This window comes from Ensifer sp. SSB1 (assembly GCF_016652895.1).
Lineage (GTDB): Bacteria > Pseudomonadota > Alphaproteobacteria > Rhizobiales > Rhizobiaceae > Ensifer.
The window spans coordinates 1-16,510 of sequence record NZ_JAEPRP010000087.1; the positions used below are offsets into that span (position 1 = coordinate 1).

Genomic DNA, 16,510 nt, shown 5'->3' on the forward strand with positions numbered 1-16,510 from the left:
TCGACGAGGATCTCGACGAAGAAGAAGCCGAAGAAATCGCCAGCGAGCCGCGCCAGGAGCAACCGAAGGCTGCACAGTCTGCCGACGACCAGGGCGGGCGCAAGCGCAAGCGTCGCCGTCGCCGCCGTGGCAAGGGTGGGCAGCAAGCCGAAGGCGCCGTCAGCCAGGTTTCCGAAGCGGCAGACGACGCCGACGAGGATGCCGACGAAGGCGATGCGGACGACGAGGGCGTGGATGCAGAAGCCACCAACGCTGACGGCGAGCAGAAGCGCAAGCGGCGCCGCCGTGGCAAGCGCGGCGGCCGTCGCAACCGTCCGGAAGGCGAAGGTGAAGGCGAAGGCCAGCTCGAGGCCGATGCGGAAGGTGAAGACGCCGACGAACCGGAAGCCGTAGAAGCGCCGGCCGTGGCCGCAGAGATCGAAGTGGCGGTCGCTGCAGAAGAAACCGCTGCAGTCGTCGAGGAAGCCGAGGTCGTCGAAGCCAAGCCGGCCAAGCCGAAGCGGACCCGCAAAAAGGCAGTGAAGGCCGAAGAGCCGGTCGCAACCGTCGATGAAGCTGCCCAGGCGGCTGTCGAAGACCAGCCAGCGGTCGCCGATGTCGCCGTCGAGGCGGTAGAAGAGGCCACTGCCGATCTCGCCGAAACCAAGCCGGTGCGCGCGAACCGCGATCTTTCGAAGATTGCTTCGGAGCCGGTGGTAACCTCGAGTGCGGTGAAGACCGAAGGCGAAGAGGAAGAGGCCAACAAGCCGAAAAAGGGCGGTTGGTGGCAGCGCCGCGGCTTCTTCTAAGAAGCCGCCTCCAGGCTCTCAGCCGAGGCCCTGACGCGTCGTGGCGTTGAACTCGAAAGATTGAAAATAGAAAGGCCCGGATCGCTCCGGGCCTTTTCTTTTACCGATGAAAGCCACAGCAGACGGGCCGCGCTCGCACCCTATCCGTCCAGCCGCGCAATCAGGCAAGCCAGCGCGCGATCCTGTCCATTGCCTCGACCATGTCGGCCTCGGCCCCCGCATAGGAAAATCGCATCGTGCGATGCCCCTCAAGCGGGTCGAAGTCGAAGCCCGGCGTCGCCGCCACATTGATTTCCGCCAGCATCCGCCGGGCAAAGGCCATGCTGTCATTGGTGAAGCGGCTGACATCGGCATAGGCGTAGAAGGCACCGTCCATCGGCGAGGCGATCGACAGGCCGATCTCCGGGAGGCGCTTCAGCAACATGTCGCGATTGGCCGCATAGGCAGCCTTGTAGCGGTCGAGTTCCTCATGCGCCTCGAGTGCTGCTTCGGCCGCGATCTGCGACAGTTCCGGCGGCGAAATGTAAAGGCTTTGGGCAATGCGCTCGAAGCCTCGCACCTTGTCGGCCGGCAGTACCATCCAACCGATGCGCCATCCGGTCATGCAGTAATATTTGGAGAAGGAGTTGATGACGATCACCTCGTCGGTGACTTCGAGCGCACTCGCCTCTTCGCCGGCAAAGGTCAGACCGTGATAGATTTCGTCTGAAATGAAAGCGATCTTTTCCGCACGGCAATAGTCGGCGAGCGCCTTGAGCCCGGCCCTGCCCGTCACCGTACCGGTCGGGTTGGCCGGGCTGGCCAGCAACACGCCCTTCAGCGGGCGACCGACCTTCTCGGCAGCGCGCGCCAGGCTTTCCGGTGTCAGCGTGAAGCCGGTCTCGGCGTTGGCCTCGACTTCGACCACCGTCAGGCCGAGCGCTGCGAGGATGTTGCGGTAGGCTGGATAGCCGGGCCGGGCAATCGCAACGCAATCACCGGGGTCGAAGAGCGCAAGGAAGGCAAGATTGAAGCCGGCCGATGAGCCCGTGGTCACGGCGACCCGCTGCGGATCGAGCGCGATACTGTGACGCTTCTCGTAGTGGCGAGCGATCGCGGTTCGCGACGACAGAGTGCCGAGTGCGTCGGTATAGCCAAGACGCCCGTGCTGGAGTGCGTTGCGCGCGGCTTCGAGTGCCGCCTGCGGTGCCGGGTGGGCAGGCTGCCCGACCGCCATCGAGATCACCGGGTGGCCGGCATCGCGGCGGCGTGTTGCCTCCGCCAGCACATCCATCGCGTGGAAAGGTTCGACGGCGCTGCGTTTTGACAAGTCTACCAACGGAAAATCCTCGATAAGCGGCTGTTCTCCAGCCCCTTTGCCCGATGAAATTGACCTTCACAAGTCCGCGAGTGCCGTATTTCCGCCGATTTTGCCGTTTCGTTTCCGCGACACCCACCCTATGCTGCCAGCATGTAGCGGATACGAGGATTCCTGTTGTCTGACAGAACTGCCGGTTGACGTGACGACTGGGGATGGACCACACACAGGATACGCAAGGACAACGAGGTAGAAATGAATTTCAGCACCAAGATGATTGCCGCCGGAACGCTCGCCGCGCTCGTGGCCGGGGTCAGCCTGCCGCAGAGCGCATTTGCGCTCGACGCGAAGCAGAAGGAAGAGATCGGCGCCTTCATCAAGGAGTATCTGATCGCCAATCCGGAGATCATGCTTGAGGTCCAGGAAGCGCTGGCCACGAAGCAGCGCGCCAAGCAGCAGGAAGCGGCAGAAAGCGCGATCACCGAAAACAAGAAGGCGATCTTCAACTCCGACTACGACATGGTGCTTGGCAACCCCAAGGGCGACGTCACCATCGTTGAGTTCTATGACTACAACTGCGGCTATTGCAAACGCGCGCTTTCGGACATGGACGCTATCATCAGCAAGGACAAGAACGTCCGCTTCGTGCTGAAGGAACTGCCGATCCTCGGCCCGGACTCGCTGGCAGCTCACAAGGTGAGCGCCGCGTTCCGCCTCGTGGCCCCGGAGAAATACGGCGACTTCCATCGTGCGCTTCTCGGCGGCGAAGACCGCGCCACGGAAGAGACCGCCCTTGCAGTCGCAGCCAAGCTCGGTGTCCCCGAGGATCAGTTGCGCGCCAAGATGGAAAAAGAGCCGCATGACGCGGCCGTGCGGGAAGCCTATGGGCTTGCCAACGATCTCGGCATCACCGGCACGCCATCTTATGTCATCGGCAACGAGGCCGTCTTCGGTGCCGTCGGCGCCGAAGAGATCGAGGGCAAGGTCTCCAACATGCGCGAATGCGGCAAGACCGCCTGCTGACAAACCTTCCCATGACTGTGGACAAATCCCGCGGGGGGCCAAAGGGCTTTTCCTCGCGGGACCATCAGTCTATAGGTAACCCTCCATCACCGGACCGGAATCCCTTATGCCATCGACCATTTTCGTGCTGAACGGCCCCAACCTGAATGCGCTGGGCAAGCGCGAGCCGGGTATTTATGGTGGCCAGACGCTCGCCGATATCGAGGCCATGTGCAAGGCGGAAGGCAAATCGCTCGGTTTCGAGGTCGATTTCCGCCAGTCGAACCACGAGGGTACGCTGGTAGACTGGCTGCATGAGGCCGGCAGCATCGCGGCCGGAGTTGCGATCAATCCCGCGGCATACGGCCATACGTCGATCGCGCTTCACGACGCCATCCGCGCCATTGGCATCCCGGTGGTCGAACTGCACCTCTCGAACATCCATGCCCGCGAGGAATTCCGTCACAAGTCGATGATCGCGCCGGCCGTCAAGGGCGTCATCTGCGGCTTCGGCGCCCAGAGTTACATTCTTGCGCTGCATGCGCTAAAGAACCTGACAAATCCGTCGAAATAAAAAGAACACAAGAGGCTCATATTCCATGGCTGACAAGAAACCAGGTATCGACCAGGCGCTGATCCGCGATCTCGCCAACATTCTCAAGGACACCGATCTGACCGAGATCGAAGTCGAGCAGGACGACCTGCGCATTCGCGTTTCGCGCAACGGCACGCCGGTTGCCATGCCGATGGCCATGCCGCAGATGCCGGCTTACCAGATGCCCGCCGCAGCGGCCGCCCCGGCAAACGCCGTTGCCGCTCCGGCCGCCGAGAGCGCCCGCGCATCGAAGAATGCCGTGACCGCGCCGATGGTCGGCACTGCCTACCTCTCTCCCGCACCGGGAGCCCGCCCCTTCGTTGAGGTCGGCGCCACGGTTAAGGAAGGCCAGACGATCCTCATCATCGAAGCGATGAAGACCATGAACCAGATCCCGGCGCCGCGCTCGGGCAAGGTCACTGAAATCTTCGTCCAGGACGCAGCCCCCGTCGAATATGGCGAACCGCTGATCGTAATCGAATAAGGCGGCACGGCGATGATCTCGAAAATTCTCATTGCCAATCGCGGCGAAATCGCCCTTCGCGTGCTTCGTGCCTGCAAGGAACTCGGCATCGCCACGGTCGCCGTTCATTCCACGGCCGACGCCGACGCCATGCATGTGCGCCTCGCCGACGAGAGCGTCTGCATCGGCCCGCCGCCCTCGCGCGATAGCTATCTGAACATTCACCAGATCGTCGCCGCCTGCGAAATCACCGGTGCCGACGCCGTGCATCCTGGCTACGGCTTCCTGTCGGAAAACGCCAAGTTCGCCGAAATCCTTGAAGCGCACGACATCACCTTCATCGGCCCGACTGCGGAACATATCCGCATCATGGGTGACAAGATCACCGCCAAGAAGACGGCGCAGGAGCTTGGCATCCCGGTCGTTCCGGGTTCCGATGGCGAAGTGAAGCCGGAAAACGCGCTGGACGTCGCGCGCAAGATCGGCTTTCCGGTTCTGATCAAGGCGACAGCCGGCGGCGGCGGCCGCGGCATGAAGGTTGCCCGTAGCGAAGCTGATCTCGAGGAAGCCGTCGCAACGGCGCGCGCCGAGGCCCTTGCGGCCTTCGGCAACGACGCCGTCTACATGGAAAAGTACCTCGGCAAGCCGCGTCACATCGAAATCCAGATCGTCGGCGACGGCGCCGGTAATGCGGTGCATCTTGGCGAACGCGATTGCTCGCTGCAGCGCCGCCACCAGAAAGTCTGGGAAGAGGCCAACTCCCCCGCTCTCAACGTCGACCAGCGCATGAAGATCGGTCAGGTCTGCGCCGACGCGATGAAAAAGCTGAAGTACCGCGGCGCCGGTACGATCGAGTTCCTCTACGAAAACGGCGAATTCTATTTCATCGAAATGAATACCCGTCTTCAGGTCGAGCATCCGATCACTGAAGCGATCACGGGCATCGACCTCGTACACGAGCAGATCCGCGTCGCCTCCGGCGGCGGCCTCTCGGTCAGGCAGGAAGACATCGTGTTCTCCGGTCACGCCATCGAGTGCCGCATCAACGCCGAGGACCCGCGCACCTTCGTCCCCTCCCCGGGCACGATCACGCATTTCCACGCGCCGGGCGGTCTTGGCGTGCGCGTCGACTCCGGCGCCTATCAGGGCTACCGAATCCCGCCCTACTACGACAGCCTGATCGGCAAGCTGATCGTGCACGGGCGTACTCGCGTCGAGTGCATGATGCGTCTGCGCCGCGTCCTCGATGAATTTGTCATCGACGGCATCAAGACGACGCTTCCGTTGTTCCAGGACCTGATCAATAATCAGGACATTGCCAACGGCGACTATGATATCCATTGGCTGGAAAAGCATCTGGCCGCCACGTCCGAGTAAGGGCCATAAATTGAAAGGGACGCGCAGCAAGCAGCCCGACATTACTGCGGACATGCTGCTGCGCGCCTATTCGATCGGCCTGTTCCCGATGGCCGATTCGGCTGACGACCCGGAGCTTTTCTGGGTCGAGCCGGAAATTCGCGGCGTCATCCCGCTCACGGACTTTCACGTCTCCCGCAGCCTTGCGAAGACGATCCGCCGAAAACCCTTCGAGATCCGCTTCAACACCGCCTTCGAAGCGGTGATGGATGGCTGTGCGGCCCCCGCCCCGGACCGGCCGACGACCTGGATCAACAACAAGATCCGCACTCTCTACGCAACGCTCCACACGATGGGTTACGCCCATAGCGTCGAGGCCTGGGAGGACGATATGTTGGTCGGCGGTCTTTACGGTGTTTCTCTCGGTTCGGCGTTCTTCGGCGAGAGCATGTTTTCCCGACGTACCGACGCCTCGAAGATCTGCCTCGTGCATTTGGTGGAGCGCCTGCGCGCCAAGGGATTCGAGTTGCTGGACACCCAGTTCACCACCGAGCACCTGAAGTCCTTCGGCGCGATCGACGTGCCGAAGGCCGAGTACGAAATCATGCTCGGCAACGCGATGAACTCTTCGGATCTCTCGTTCTAGACGCATACTCTTCTTTGGATATCTCCACCTGGAGATGTACTTACTTCATATGTTCATCCAGACTTCGAGCGTTTTCGAGGGCACCAGGATGAACAAGATTATATTGGCATTGTCGGTTTTGATCGCTTCCAGCACTGTTGCGGAAGCAAAGACCTATCGCGAGATGTTCGGCGGCGAACCGAATCTGCCCCCGGAATTGTCCGCCATCATCGGGTCGCTCGATTTCAAGCAGGGCAAGGTGGCATTGCCTTCCGCTCACGCACAGCTCGATATTCCAGCGGACTTCTACTTCCTGGATCCTGCCGACACCAAGAAGGTCCTTGTCGACCTGTGGGGCAATCCGCCGGGCTCGGCCGAGGGTTATCTCGGCATGGTCTTTCCCGCCAAGTACCCGCCGGACGGTGACAAGGCCTGGGGATCGGTCATCGACTATCTGAAGGACGGTTACGTTTCGGATGCAGACGCGCTGACCATCGATTTTACGCAACTTCTGGCGCAACTGAAGGAAGCCTCCGCCGAAAACAACCTCGAGCGAGAAAAGCAGGGCTACGATCCGATCACGCTGGTCGGCTGGGCCTCCCCTCCCCATTACGATCTGGGTACGCACACGATGCACTGGGCCCGCGACCTGATCTTTGGCAAGGACCCGAACGCCCCCCACACCCTGAACTACTCTGTTCGTATCCTCAGCAGAGAGGGCGTGCTGCAGATGAACTTCGTTTCAGGGCTGGAGCAGCTCGACGAAATCAAGTCAGGCCTGCCTGGTGTAGCTGGCATGGTGCAGTTCGATCCCGGGCAGGCCTACGCGGACTTCAAGGAAGGCGACGCGGTCGCGGCCTATGGCATGGCGGGCCTTATTGCCGCCGGCGCCGGCGCCAAGGTCGCCGCGAAGGTCGGCCTGCTTGCCGTCGGGCTGGCATTCCTGAAAAAGGGCGGCGTGCTCATCGTGATTGCGGGCGCCGCTGTCGCCCGGTTCTTCAAGGGCCTGTTCGGCCGCAAGGAACCGCCAAGCGCATAACGCCACCGTGATATCGAAGGATGGAAGGTGTATCGGCTGCCGCTAGGTTCGGCAGCCACAGCGAACTATTGCTTCGCTGCGGTATCCGGCGGCGGCAGATCGGATGTCGCCTTGCAGGACTGCAGCCAGACGTCATAGACCGGATGTTCGACGGCGTTCAGGCCGGGGCTGTCGGCAAACATCCAGCCGGTGAAGATGCGGCGGATCTTGCGGTCGAGCGTAATCTCCTCGACCTCGACGAAGGTCGTGATCTTCTGCGCTTCGGTATCGTCGCGGCTGTAGCAGACGCGCGGCGTCACCTGGAGGGCGCCGAACTGGACCGTCTCGCCGATATAGACGTCGAAGGTGGTGATGCGTCCGGTGATCTTGTCGATACCGGAGAAGACGGCAACGGCATTGGAAAGGCGCGCAGCGTCGACGGCTTCGGCAGATGCGATCAGCGGCAAGGTGGCAAGCAGGGACAAGCCCAAACGCCGTGCTCCTTGGCCGATTGCCTTGCGCAGATCAGAACCTGCCATTGTCGCCTGTCTCCCGCGTGCCCTGTTCATCATCGATGGATTTCAGGCGCTAACCATCAATTGTGGCCGCGCCATGATCGAGGAACCTATTCCGCGGTCCGTCGTCTTCACTGAGAACAGATTATTAGGAACCCGGCGTCCAGGCATCATAGTCGCCGGTCACGCGCGGACGCTTGCCGGTGGCTGCGATCGAGCCCTGGGGACGGTAGGCATTGGCTGTACCGGTCGGGTTTGCGCGGTGCGGCTTCTGCCATTCGCGCGGCGCGTACTTCTCATCGGCCGGCGAAACGTCGGTCCGGTGATGCATCCAGCCGTGCCAGCCTGCCGGAATGGCCGAAGCTTCGGCGTAGCCGTTGTAGATCACCCAGCGACGGGTGCGACCTTCGGAGTCCTTGCCGCCCTGATAGTAGACATTGCCGAGTTCGTCTTGACCAACCCGTTGACCGTGGCGCCAGGTGTGAAAGCGCGTTCCGATCGTCTGTTCGTTCCACCAGGTGAAAATCTGCAGCAGGAGCTTCATGGATGCCGTCCTTGACCGGCCGTTGGGAAGGCGGCCAGATACCAAAACTATGTTCCCGCTTATGCCCCGCCGCTCATGGCTTGTCCAGTGATTCCGAGGCAAGGGCCGTCATTTCAACGGCATCAGGAAGCCGACGTGACTGCGCGTGAAGCCGATCCGCTCGTAGAAGCGGTGCGCATCGGTGCGCACGCCATTGGACGTGAGCCGCACCTTGCTCGCGCCGCGTTCCCGCGCTTCGGCAATCGCGTGGCGCATCATGCGTTCGCCGATCCCGCGCCCGCGCATGTCTCCCCGTGTCTGCACCGCCTCGACAATCAGGCTGGAGCTGCCACGCCCGGACAGCGTCGTATGCAGCGCCGTCTGAAAGGTACCGACGATCTCGTCGCCGAGAACCGCGACAAAGAGTGTCTGTAGTGACGAGGCCTCAATCTTCTCGAAGGCGGCGACGTAGTCCTCGAAGGCTTCCGCATCGGTCGTGTCACCATGCCCGCCGATCTCATCATCGGCAAAGAGGCCGATGATTGCCGGCAGGTCTCCGCGTTCGGCCTTGCGGATCAAGAGTTCGGCGACTGCGTCCATGGTTCTCCCCGTTCGCTTCATTCATCGACGGCGGACCAAGCACTACAAGGGAACGGTTTCACGACAGCGCCTCGCCGCATGGGGTTTTCCACAGGGCGTTGCTCGGAATCGCCGGAACGAGCCTTTAGCCGAGCAGCATTTTCTCAAGGATGATGGCCGGCAAACCGGGTTCATCGCCGTGACTGGCCGTCGAGCCCACCTCGTTGAAGCCGTGCGTCCGGTAGAAAGCAAGCGCGTGCAGATTCTGCGGCTCGACCTCGACGCGCATGCGCTCGGCATCCGGAAAGCAGGTTTCGAGTTCGGCGAAGATATCGCGGCCGATGCCCTGCCGCTGGAACTTCGGCAGCACATAGAGCTGGTGGAGCACGGCGGTCTTGGCTTGCGTATCGGACATGGCCGCAAAGCCCATTCCGCCGATCTGGCGACCGTCATCTGCCACCAGGAACTCGGCGTTCTTGCGCACGACCTGCGCTTTCAGCGCCGGCAACGAGTGCCAGCGCCCCGTCAGTTCGTTGACCTTCTCGACACCATAGAAGGTGTCGTAGGTCGCGTGCCACGTTTCGGACAACAGGGCGCGAACCTTTTCCAGATCGCGCTCGCTCGCCGTGCGCACGAAGAACATCGTTATTCCTCGATGCCGAGCTTGGCCTTGACGAGCGCCTGTACGGCCTGCGGGTTGGCCTTGCCGCCGGTCGCCTTCATCACCTGGCCGACGAACCAGCCGGCGAGCGAGGGCTTGGCCTGAACCTTGGCGACCTGATCCGGGTTTGCGGCGATGATCTCGTCGACGGCCTTTTCGATGGCGCCGGTGTCGGTCACCTGCTTCATGCCGCGGGCTTCGACGATCTCCGCCGGGTCGCCGCCCTCGTTCCAGACGATCTCGAAGAGATCCTTGGCGATCTTGCCGGAGATGGTCTCGGCCTTGATGAGGTCGATGATGCCGCCGAGCTGGGCCGGCGAAACCGGAGTCTCTTCAATGGCTTTGCCGGCTTTGTTCAAGGCGCCGAGCAGGTCGTTGATGACCCAGTTGGCAGCAATCTTGCCGTCGCGACCTTCCGCCACCGCCTCGAAATAATCGGCGATCGACTTTTCGGAGACGAGCACCGAGGCGTCATAGACCGAGAGGCCGAGGTCGCGAACGAAGCGCTCTTTCTTGTCGTCGGGCAGTTCCGGCAGATCGACCTTCAGCGCCTCGACGAAAGCGTCGTCGAATTCCAGCGGCAAGAGGTCCGGATCCGGGAAGTAGCGGTAGTCGTGCGCATCTTCCTTGGAACGCATCGAGCGGGTCTCACCCTTGTTCGGGTCGAACAGGCGGGTCTCCTGGTCAATGCTGCCGCCGTCCTCGAGAATGCCGATCTGGCGGCGTGCTTCATACTCGATGGCCTGGCCGATAAAGCGGATCGAGTTGACGTTCTTGATTTCGCAGCGCGTGCCAAAGCCTTCGCCCGGACGACGGACGGAAACGTTGACGTCGGCGCGCATCGAGCCTTCGTCCATGTTGCCGTCGCAGGTGCCGAGGTAACGCACGATCGAGCGCAGCTTCGTCATATAGGCCTTGGCCTCATCCGACGAGCGCATGTCCGGCTTGGAGACGATCTCCATCAGCGCCACGCCCGAGCGGTTGAGGTCGACATAGGACATCGACGGATGCTGGTCGTGCATCGACTTGCCGGCATCCTGTTCCAGATGCAGGCGCTCGATGCCGATCTCGACATCCTCGAAGTGTCCCTGACGGTCCGGTCCGATCGAAATGATGATCTTGCCTTCGCCGACGATCGGATCCTTGAACTGGGAGATCTGGTAGCCCTGCGGCAGGTCCGGATAGAAATAGTTCTTGCGGTCAAAGATCGAGCGATTGTTGATCGCAGCCTTCAGGCCGAGACCGGTGCGCACCGCCTGCTTCACGCATTCCTCGTTGATGACGGGCAGCATGCCGGGCATGGCGGCATCGACGAGCGAGACGTTCGCATTCGGCGCGTTGCCGAACTCCGTCGAGGCGCCCGAAAACAGCTTCGAATTGGAAAGCACCTGAGCATGGACTTCCATGCCGATGATGACCTCCCAGTCGCCGGTGGCGCCAGGAATGAAGCGTTTCGGATCGGGGGTACGGACGTCGACAATGCTCATATCATGCTCTTCTTTGAAGCCTGAATTCTTGGTTTCTCGGTAGAACAATTGGCCCGCCGGTGCAAGTTGTTCGGCGTCATGCGGCGCCTATCTCCAGGCAACCTCGAATGCGACGTGCCACTTAACCACCGCTTAGTACCCTTGCGCCAAGATTTACCGATGTCCACCGCCACCGCACTCGCATTGTACGCAGCCTACATCAACATCTTGAGCTTCGGGCTGTTTTGGTTCGACAAACGGGCAGCGCGCGCCGGCCGCTGGCGCATCAGCGAGCAGACACTGCTGACAATTGCTTTTCTCGGCGGAAGTCCGGGGGCGATGGCAGCCCGGCATGTGTTTCGTCACAAGACGCGCAAGGAACCCTTTCGAACGCGGCTGGCGTTCATCATCGTCCTCCAGTTGGCGGCGGCAGTGCTTGGTACCCTGGCGTTGCACGGATACCTTGACGTTCTCGCGAGCGTCTTCTAGGAAAGAACCGTCTTTCTGGAGTTTTGATGTTCACTTCTTCGTCTGAGTCCCGGTAAGGGCCCGTCCCCGCAATCCCCTTTTGATTGCGCGCACGGGCCGGAAACGTCACCCCGCTTTCCCAGTGATTTGCGGAACGTTTTCCTGCGTTCTTACGAACGCTATTCCGGAACATTCAGAAATGGACATCTCACGCGCCGAACAGCGCATCCTTCATCATTTGGCCCAGGGCGGCCGCATCGAAATCATCCGCGAAAGCAAGGCGATCACCGAAATCCGGTGCTTCACCCGCGACGGTTGGGTTTACCCTGGCTTCGACCTGGAGCTCTTCCGCAAACTGAAGCGCAAGAAGGCAATCTCGTCTTCTGGCGGAAAGCCCTATCGCATCACGGAGCGAGGCTTGCTGCTAGTGCGCTCTGAACTCAACAACCGCTAAGCGGCAAAAACCGACGATATCGGACGTCAGATGATATCCGATATCGTTGGCTCTTTACGTAAGGTGAAGCGTCGCCTTTACCTTGAGCCAACCAACGGCGCACCGGACGCAATCGCGTCCGGTGTCCTTCGCCTGGTAACGCGCGGTCCGCAGCAAGCAGCAATCCGTCCACTGCCGATACTGGGCGGCTCAGAATGCCGAGCGCGCAGGCGGCGAAAACGAACCCCGAGAACCATAACCCAAACGGCTGGTGGAAGGGTTTCAGAACCAACGGACGCGCGGCCGCCTTCTCCAGCATCTGCAACAAGCGCCCTCAGCCATGCACGGATAGGCACTGGGTCAGCGGCACTCGTCCTACTCGGTCAGGGCTTTGCTCAGGCCGATGAACTCGACATCGCTGTCGAGTTGCGGCGCGTAGACGGTGGAAAGCCAGCTGACCCCGTAGCCACGGTTGCGGAAGAAGGCCACGGCTCGGTCATTGCGCGCATGGGTCTTGGCGGTGGCGACATCGAATCCGTCCGAAGCAATGCGGCGCTCGATCTCGCCAAGCAGCATGGCGCCGAAGCCCCTGCCCTGGGCCGCCGGCTCGATCCACAGGTCGGATATCGCGTTGTCGAAATCCTCACGCGCCACCCAGCCGCGAATGCCGCCTTCGGCTTCGATCAACAAAACGGACAACCAGTGCTCGGAAAGAAAACGGAAGAACGAGGCCTCTGCCACACGCCGCATTCTCTCACCATCGGCAAGACCGGCAATCGCGGATTGCCAGGCGGCGAGACCGACCTCCGTCAGTCGGTCGACGTCGCCGGCGCGGGCATGACGGATGGCTGGCATGACGCAGGCCCCTCCGCGACAGGAATGGCTACAACGGACTCAACAGAAGAAAGGGCGATACCTTGTCGGCACCGCCCTCAAGAGATTACCACCACTTGGCGGGCGTGAAGCGGCCGGCGGCCTGCTCGATGACGTGTGCCGTCTTGAACAGCGTCTCTTCCTCGAACGGCTTGCCGATCAGTTGCAGGCCCAGCGGAAGGCCCTTGTGATCGAGGCCGCCGGGAACGGCGATGCCCGGAAGGCCGGCCATGTTGACCGTCACGGTGAAGATGTCGTTCAGATACATCTTCACCGGATCGGAGGCCAGGTCCTCGTCGGCGATGCCGAAGGCAGAAGACGGCGTTGCCGGCGTGAGAATCGCGTCGACGCCGGCGTGGAACGCCAGTTCGAAGTCGCGCTTGATCAGCGTGCGAACCTTCTGCGCCTGCAGATAGTAGGCATCGTAGTAACCGGCCGAAAGCACATAGGTGCCGATCATGATACGGCGCTTGACCTCCTGGCCGAAGCCGGCGGCACGGGTCTTCTCGTACATGTCGACGATGTCCTTGCCGTCGACGCGCAGGCCGTAGCGCACGCCGTCATAGCGGGCGAGGTTCGAGGAAGCCTCGGCCGGAGCGACGATGTAATAGGCCGGCAGCGCGTATTTCGTGTGCGGCAGGGTGATGTCGATGATCTCGGCACCGGCGTCCTTCAGCCAGGCAATGCCCTGCTGCCAGAGCGCTTCGATCTCTTCCGGCATACCATCCACGCGGTACTCCCGGGGAATGCCGATCTTCATGCCCTTGAGCGATTTGCCGATCGAGGCTTCGTAGTCCGGCACCGGCAGATCGACCGAGGTCGTGTCCTTGGCGTCGACGCTTGCCATCGACTTCAGGAGGATGGCGGCATCACGCACGTCACGGGCGATCGGGCCTGCCTGGTCGAGCGACGAGGCGAAAGCGACAGTGCCCCAGCGCGAGCAGCGGCCATAGGTCGGCTTGATGCCGACGGTGCCGGTAAAGGCTGCCGGTTGGCGGATGGAGCCGCCCGTATCGGTCGCCGTGGCGCCGGCGCAGAGATGCGCCGCGACGGCCGCTGCGGAACCACCGGACGAGCCGCCCGGAACGAGATCCATGTTGGAGCCCTTGGCACGCCAGGGGTTCTTCACCGCACCGTAATAGGAGGTCTCGTTCGACGAGCCCATGGCGAACTCGTCCATGTTGAGCTTGCCGAGCATGACCGCCCCGTCGTTCCAGAGGTTCTGCGTCACGGTCGATTCGTAGCGCGGTGCAAAGCCATCGAGAATATGGCTGCAGGCCTGCGTGTGGACGCCTTCGGTGGCGAAGAGGTCCTTGATGCCGAGCGGGATGCCTTCGAGCGCACCGGCCTTACCGGCGGCGATACGCGCGTCCGAGGCCTTGGCCATCTCGCGTGCCTTTTCAGGCGTGACGGCGATATAGGCGTTGATAGCCTCGTTGGCGGCATCGATCGCACCGAGATAGGCGTCGGTCAGTTCGACGGCGGTGATGTCCTTGGCGGCGAGTTTCGCGCGGGCTTCGGCAATCGTCAGGCTGGTAAGGTCGGTCATGGTAAAATCTGGCTTTCGCAATCAGAAACGTCGGGGCGGCTGGCGGGAGATTACTCGACCACCTTCGGAACGAGGAAGAAATTGCGATCGGAATTCGGCGCATTGGCAACGATGTCGTCGGCCTTGTTGCCGTCCGACACGGCGTCCGTCCGCTTCTTCATATCCATCGGCGTGACCGAGGTCATCGGCTCGACGCCTTCGACATTCACTTCGGAGAGCTGCTCGACGAAACCGAGGATGCCATTGAGCTCGCCCATCATCCGCTCGGCTTCCTCTTCGCTGACGGCGATACGGGCAAGGCGCGCTACGCGCTTCACGGTGGCAAGGTCTACGGACATGATCGTCTCCGGTAACTGGAACTTCCCCCGCTATAATGGCGCACGGCGAGCCACGCAACGGGGGAATTGCCGGAGGACCGGGCCTCTCGTCAAAAGACCCGGCGCAACATCAGACCTCGACGACGCCGCCGACCTGCGGCGTCTCCACCTTGGTGGACGCGCTTTCCATGCCGGCAACGAAGGTCGCGGGCGTCTGGTCGATGATCGGGAACGAGCCGTAATGACAGGGGATCGCCTTCGAGAACTTGAAGAAACGCTGGCAGGCAAGTGCCGCAACCGCCCCACCCATGGTGAAACGGTCGCCGATCGGAACAATGCCGATCTCCGGCTGGTGGAGCTCGTTGATCAGCGCCATGTCGGAGAAGATGTCCGTATCACCCATGTGATAGAGCGTCGGTTCGTCCTCGAAATGCAGCACCAGGCCGTTGGCATTGCCGAGCGAGTGAGAGACGCCGTCCTCGGTGAGTTGGGCCGACGAATGCAGCGCGTTGACGAATGTCGTGGAAAATGTGCCGAGGTTGATGGTGCCGCCGGTGTTTCCCATCTCCAGAGCCTTCACGCCATGTCGCGCAAGCCAGGCAGCGAGATCGGCATTGGCGACCACGGTCGCCCCCGTCTCCTTTGCGATCGCAATCGTATCGCCAACATGGTCGCCATGGCCATGGGTCAAAAGGATGTGGGTAAGCCCGGCGGTTGCGTCACGGCGCTCCTCGTCCTTGAAGGCCGGGTTGCCGGTGAAGAAGGGGTCGATGAGGATTTTGGACTTTGCCGTTTCGATGTGAAAGGCGGCATGACCCAGCCATTTGATCTTCATGACGATCTCCCTGATGATTTGCGTGTCGGAACAGCATATGGATCAGACAGTCCTCTGCGCAAAGATCGAATCGACACCGAAATGGCAATTCTCACCATCGAAGAGCTGGCATCCCAGCTTCAGCAGAACCAGGCGATAGCCGGGCTCGATCTCGGCACCAAGACGATCGGCATTTCTGTCTCCGATCTCGGTCGCCGCTTCGCGACACCTCGCGAGGTGATCCGCCGGGTCAAGTTCGGGGAGGACGCGGAAGCATTGCTGACGGTGGCGGCAAAGGAAAAGATCGCCGCCTTTGTCATCGGTCTGCCCGTCAACATGGACGGCAGCGAGGGACCCCGTTGCCAGGCCACCCGCGCCTTCGTGCGCAACATGGAGCAAAAGACGCCCCTACCCTTCGTCTTCTGGGATGAAAGGCTCTCGACGGTTGCTGCCGAGCGTGTGCTGATCGAGATGGACGTATCGCGACGGAAGCGGGCCGAACGCATCGATTCGGCTGCCGCGTCCTTCATTCTTCAAGGCGCACTCGACAGGCTGACGTCGCTCACAAGGGACGCCCTCTCGGACTGAGCTTCGCCGGCACCGAAACGACGACGATACCAGGCCGCAATCTGGCGACGCTTGCGGAAACCGATGATGGCAAATACCACGAAGCTATCGAATACGATCGCTCGCGCGACGAGCGGCGGGATCGTCTCTGGCGGAATGCCGAGGACGTTGCCGTAGACCTGGAATACCAGATCATGGGTCTGCCGCGTCAGCATGAAGAAGCCGAAGCTCATGTCGTAGTAGGAAAGACCGTACCACGATGTGAGGAACATGACCGGGCAGGCCCAAAGGATCAGAAACCACTTCATGCGGCCCCCCTTTCCGAAATGCGGCGGTAGACTAGCGGATATATGGCGCGATCTGCCACCAACAAGGCGAGCAGGACCATCGTCGGGACCGCAATATCCAGCGCCAGTCCGGCGAAAAACATCATCATGATGATCAAAAGACCAGTTCTCACCGAACCGCTCCATCCGGATTCTGTTGAAATGCCTGGTCAATTTCCTCCCTATGCGGAAGGCGCGCAACGTAAACCATTTGTTAAGGTTAATTTTCACAGGCCGGGTCTTTTTGTGCCCCTGGGGGCGATCGCGCACCGATC

Annotated in this window: 20 protein-coding genes and 1 pseudogene; 10 read left to right on the forward strand and 11 right to left on the reverse strand. The window is 61.5% G+C overall.

The features are described 5' to 3' along the window. A pseudogene (locus I8N66_RS21045) lies at positions 1-788 on the forward strand (ribonuclease E/G); the annotation flags it as partial. Positions 789-948: 160 nt separating this feature from the next. Here the strand turns inward: I8N66_RS21045 and I8N66_RS21050 are convergent. After that, positions 949-2,106, reverse strand: a complete 1,158-nt coding sequence (locus I8N66_RS21050) for an aminotransferase class I/II-fold pyridoxal phosphate-dependent enzyme (RefSeq protein WP_291157293.1) — start codon at positions 2,104-2,106, stop codon at positions 949-951. A 234-nt stretch (positions 2,107-2,340) separates the two neighbouring features. On the opposite strand from I8N66_RS21050, the gene I8N66_RS21055 reads away from it, so the two are divergent. The 6 genes from I8N66_RS21055 (at position 2,341) to I8N66_RS21080 (ending at position 7,165) form a co-directional block, all read left to right on the forward strand. Beyond that, a complete protein-coding gene (locus I8N66_RS21055; protein ID WP_113537805.1) occupies positions 2,341-3,108 on the forward strand; it encodes a DsbA family protein in 768 nt (255 codons plus the stop codon). A gap of 106 nt (positions 3,109-3,214) precedes the next feature. Beyond that, positions 3,215-3,661: a type II 3-dehydroquinate dehydratase gene (gene aroQ / locus I8N66_RS21060; RefSeq protein WP_113537804.1), complete on the forward strand. Its 447-nt coding sequence runs from the start codon at positions 3,215-3,217 to the stop codon at positions 3,659-3,661. A gap of 25 nt (positions 3,662-3,686) precedes the next feature. After that, on the forward strand, positions 3,687-4,166 hold the full coding sequence (accB, locus tag I8N66_RS21065; protein WP_043614150.1) for an acetyl-CoA carboxylase biotin carboxyl carrier protein: 480 nt from the start codon (positions 3,687-3,689) through the stop codon (positions 4,164-4,166). A 12-nt stretch (positions 4,167-4,178) separates the two neighbouring features. Further along, positions 4,179-5,522: an acetyl-CoA carboxylase biotin carboxylase subunit gene (gene accC / locus I8N66_RS21070; RefSeq protein WP_113537803.1), complete on the forward strand. Its 1,344-nt coding sequence runs from the start codon at positions 4,179-4,181 to the stop codon at positions 5,520-5,522. 10 nt (positions 5,523-5,532) lie between these two features. Next, on the forward strand, positions 5,533-6,147 hold the full coding sequence (gene aat, locus I8N66_RS21075) for a leucyl/phenylalanyl-tRNA--protein transferase (RefSeq protein ID WP_291157298.1): 615 nt from the start codon (positions 5,533-5,535) through the stop codon (positions 6,145-6,147). Positions 6,148-6,310: 163 nt separating this feature from the next. Further along, entirely contained in the window at positions 6,311-7,165 is an 855-nt protein-coding gene (locus I8N66_RS21080) for a DUF2167 domain-containing protein (protein WP_291157300.1), read from the forward strand. A 65-nt stretch (positions 7,166-7,230) separates the two neighbouring features. On the opposite strand, the gene I8N66_RS21085 is transcribed toward I8N66_RS21080, so the two are convergent. The 5 genes from I8N66_RS21085 to gatB all read right to left on the reverse strand — a co-directional run bounded on the left by I8N66_RS21085 (position 7,231) and on the right by gatB (position 10,909). Next, on the reverse strand, positions 7,231-7,683 hold the full coding sequence (locus I8N66_RS21085) for a DUF2155 domain-containing protein (RefSeq protein ID WP_113537801.1): 453 nt from the start codon (positions 7,681-7,683) through the stop codon (positions 7,231-7,233). Between the two features lie 124 nt (positions 7,684-7,807). Beyond that, complete coding sequence (locus I8N66_RS21090; protein WP_113537800.1) at positions 7,808-8,203, reverse strand: NADH:ubiquinone oxidoreductase subunit NDUFA12; 396 nt, start codon at positions 8,201-8,203, stop codon at positions 7,808-7,810. 108 nt (positions 8,204-8,311) lie between these two features. Further along, positions 8,312-8,782, reverse strand: coding sequence for a GNAT family N-acetyltransferase (locus I8N66_RS21095; protein ID WP_291157303.1), 471 nt, complete (start codon positions 8,780-8,782; stop codon positions 8,312-8,314). A 124-nt stretch (positions 8,783-8,906) separates the two neighbouring features. Next, positions 8,907-9,404 (reverse strand): GNAT family N-acetyltransferase, encoded by a 498-nt coding sequence (locus I8N66_RS21100; RefSeq protein WP_291157305.1) that lies wholly within the window; start codon positions 9,402-9,404, stop codon positions 8,907-8,909. Between the two features lie 2 nt (positions 9,405-9,406). Next, on the reverse strand, positions 9,407-10,909 hold the full coding sequence (gene gatB, locus I8N66_RS21105) for an Asp-tRNA(Asn)/Glu-tRNA(Gln) amidotransferase subunit GatB (RefSeq protein WP_113537822.1): 1,503 nt from the start codon (positions 10,907-10,909) through the stop codon (positions 9,407-9,409). Between the two features lie 159 nt (positions 10,910-11,068). On the opposite strand from gatB, the gene I8N66_RS21110 reads away from it, so the two are divergent. Together I8N66_RS21110 and I8N66_RS21115 are read left to right on the forward strand one after the other, a co-directional pair. Continuing rightward, positions 11,069-11,377: a DUF1294 domain-containing protein gene (locus tag I8N66_RS21110; RefSeq protein ID WP_291157308.1), complete on the forward strand. Its 309-nt coding sequence runs from the start codon at positions 11,069-11,071 to the stop codon at positions 11,375-11,377. Positions 11,378-11,555: 178 nt separating this feature from the next. Further along, positions 11,556-11,810, forward strand: a complete 255-nt coding sequence (locus I8N66_RS21115; protein ID WP_223727002.1) for a YjhX family toxin — start codon at positions 11,556-11,558, stop codon at positions 11,808-11,810. Between the two features lie 354 nt (positions 11,811-12,164). Here I8N66_RS21115 and I8N66_RS21120 read toward each other — a convergent pair whose 3' ends face one another. The 4 genes from I8N66_RS21120 to I8N66_RS21135 all read right to left on the reverse strand — a co-directional run bounded on the left by I8N66_RS21120 (position 12,165) and on the right by I8N66_RS21135 (position 15,363). After that, positions 12,165-12,644 carry a GNAT family N-acetyltransferase gene (locus I8N66_RS21120; RefSeq protein WP_291157310.1) on the reverse strand — a complete coding sequence of 160 codons (480 nt, stop codon included), beginning with the start codon at positions 12,642-12,644 and terminating at the stop codon, positions 12,165-12,167. Between the two features lie 85 nt (positions 12,645-12,729). Further along, entirely contained in the window at positions 12,730-14,211 is a 1,482-nt protein-coding gene (gatA, locus tag I8N66_RS21125; RefSeq protein ID WP_291157312.1) for an Asp-tRNA(Asn)/Glu-tRNA(Gln) amidotransferase subunit GatA, read from the reverse strand. Positions 14,212-14,261: 50 nt separating this feature from the next. Further along, on the reverse strand, positions 14,262-14,549 hold the full coding sequence (gatC, locus tag I8N66_RS21130; RefSeq protein ID WP_113537793.1) for an Asp-tRNA(Asn)/Glu-tRNA(Gln) amidotransferase subunit GatC: 288 nt from the start codon (positions 14,547-14,549) through the stop codon (positions 14,262-14,264). Positions 14,550-14,658: 109 nt separating this feature from the next. Further along, the gene (locus tag I8N66_RS21135) at positions 14,659-15,363 is read right to left on the reverse strand and encodes a metal-dependent hydrolase (protein ID WP_113537792.1); all 705 of its coding nucleotides are present in this window, start codon (positions 15,361-15,363) and stop codon (positions 14,659-14,661) included. A gap of 81 nt (positions 15,364-15,444) precedes the next feature. On the opposite strand from I8N66_RS21135, the gene ruvX reads away from it, so the two are divergent. Further along, positions 15,445-15,930, forward strand: coding sequence for a Holliday junction resolvase RuvX (gene ruvX, locus I8N66_RS21140; protein ID WP_291157316.1), 486 nt, complete (start codon positions 15,445-15,447; stop codon positions 15,928-15,930). Here ruvX and I8N66_RS21145 read toward each other — a convergent pair. Beyond that, positions 15,876-16,217, reverse strand: coding sequence for a DUF6105 family protein (locus I8N66_RS21145; RefSeq protein ID WP_291157318.1), 342 nt, complete (start codon positions 16,215-16,217; stop codon positions 15,876-15,878). The genes ruvX and I8N66_RS21145 overlap by 55 nt on opposite strands. Positions 16,218-16,510 lie beyond the last annotated feature (293 nt).

Coding starts and splice junctions, on each gene's coding strand:
- I8N66_RS21055 (WP_113537805.1), top strand. CDS start 2,341: ATGAATTTCAGCACCAAGATGATTGCCGCCGGAACGCTCGCCGCGCTC.
- aroQ (WP_113537804.1), top strand. CDS start 3,215: ATGCCATCGACCATTTTCGTGCTGAACGGCCCCAACCTGAATGCGCTG.
- accB (WP_043614150.1), top strand. CDS start 3,687: ATGGCTGACAAGAAACCAGGTATCGACCAGGCGCTGATCCGCGATCTC.
- accC (WP_113537803.1), top strand. CDS start 4,179: ATGATCTCGAAAATTCTCATTGCCAATCGCGGCGAAATCGCCCTTCGC.
- I8N66_RS21080 (WP_291157300.1), top strand. CDS start 6,311: ATGTTCGGCGGCGAACCGAATCTGCCCCCGGAATTGTCCGCCATCATC.
- I8N66_RS21085 (WP_113537801.1), bottom strand. CDS start 7,683: ATGGCAGGTTCTGATCTGCGCAAGGCAATCGGCCAAGGAGCACGGCGT.
- I8N66_RS21090 (WP_113537800.1), bottom strand. CDS start 8,203: ATGAAGCTCCTGCTGCAGATTTTCACCTGGTGGAACGAACAGACGATC.
- I8N66_RS21095 (WP_291157303.1), bottom strand. CDS start 8,782: ATGGACGCAGTCGCCGAACTCTTGATCCGCAAGGCCGAACGCGGAGAC.
- I8N66_RS21100 (WP_291157305.1), bottom strand. CDS start 9,404: ATGTTCTTCGTGCGCACGGCGAGCGAGCGCGATCTGGAAAAGGTTCGC.
- gatB (WP_113537822.1), bottom strand. CDS start 10,909: ATGAGCATTGTCGACGTCCGTACCCCCGATCCGAAACGCTTCATTCCT.
- I8N66_RS21110 (WP_291157308.1), top strand. CDS start 11,069: ATGTCCACCGCCACCGCACTCGCATTGTACGCAGCCTACATCAACATC.
- I8N66_RS21115 (WP_223727002.1), top strand. CDS start 11,556: ATGGACATCTCACGCGCCGAACAGCGCATCCTTCATCATTTGGCCCAG.
- I8N66_RS21120 (WP_291157310.1), bottom strand. CDS start 12,644: ATGCCAGCCATCCGTCATGCCCGCGCCGGCGACGTCGACCGACTGACG.
- gatA (WP_291157312.1), bottom strand. CDS start 14,211: ATGACCGACCTTACCAGCCTGACGATTGCCGAAGCCCGCGCGAAACTC.
- gatC (WP_113537793.1), bottom strand. CDS start 14,549: ATGTCCGTAGACCTTGCCACCGTGAAGCGCGTAGCGCGCCTTGCCCGT.
- I8N66_RS21135 (WP_113537792.1), bottom strand. CDS start 15,363: ATGAAGATCAAATGGCTGGGTCATGCCGCCTTTCACATCGAAACGGCA.
- ruvX (WP_291157316.1), top strand. CDS start 15,445: ATGGCAATTCTCACCATCGAAGAGCTGGCATCCCAGCTTCAGCAGAAC.
- I8N66_RS21145 (WP_291157318.1), bottom strand. CDS start 16,217: ATGAAGTGGTTTCTGATCCTTTGGGCCTGCCCGGTCATGTTCCTCACA.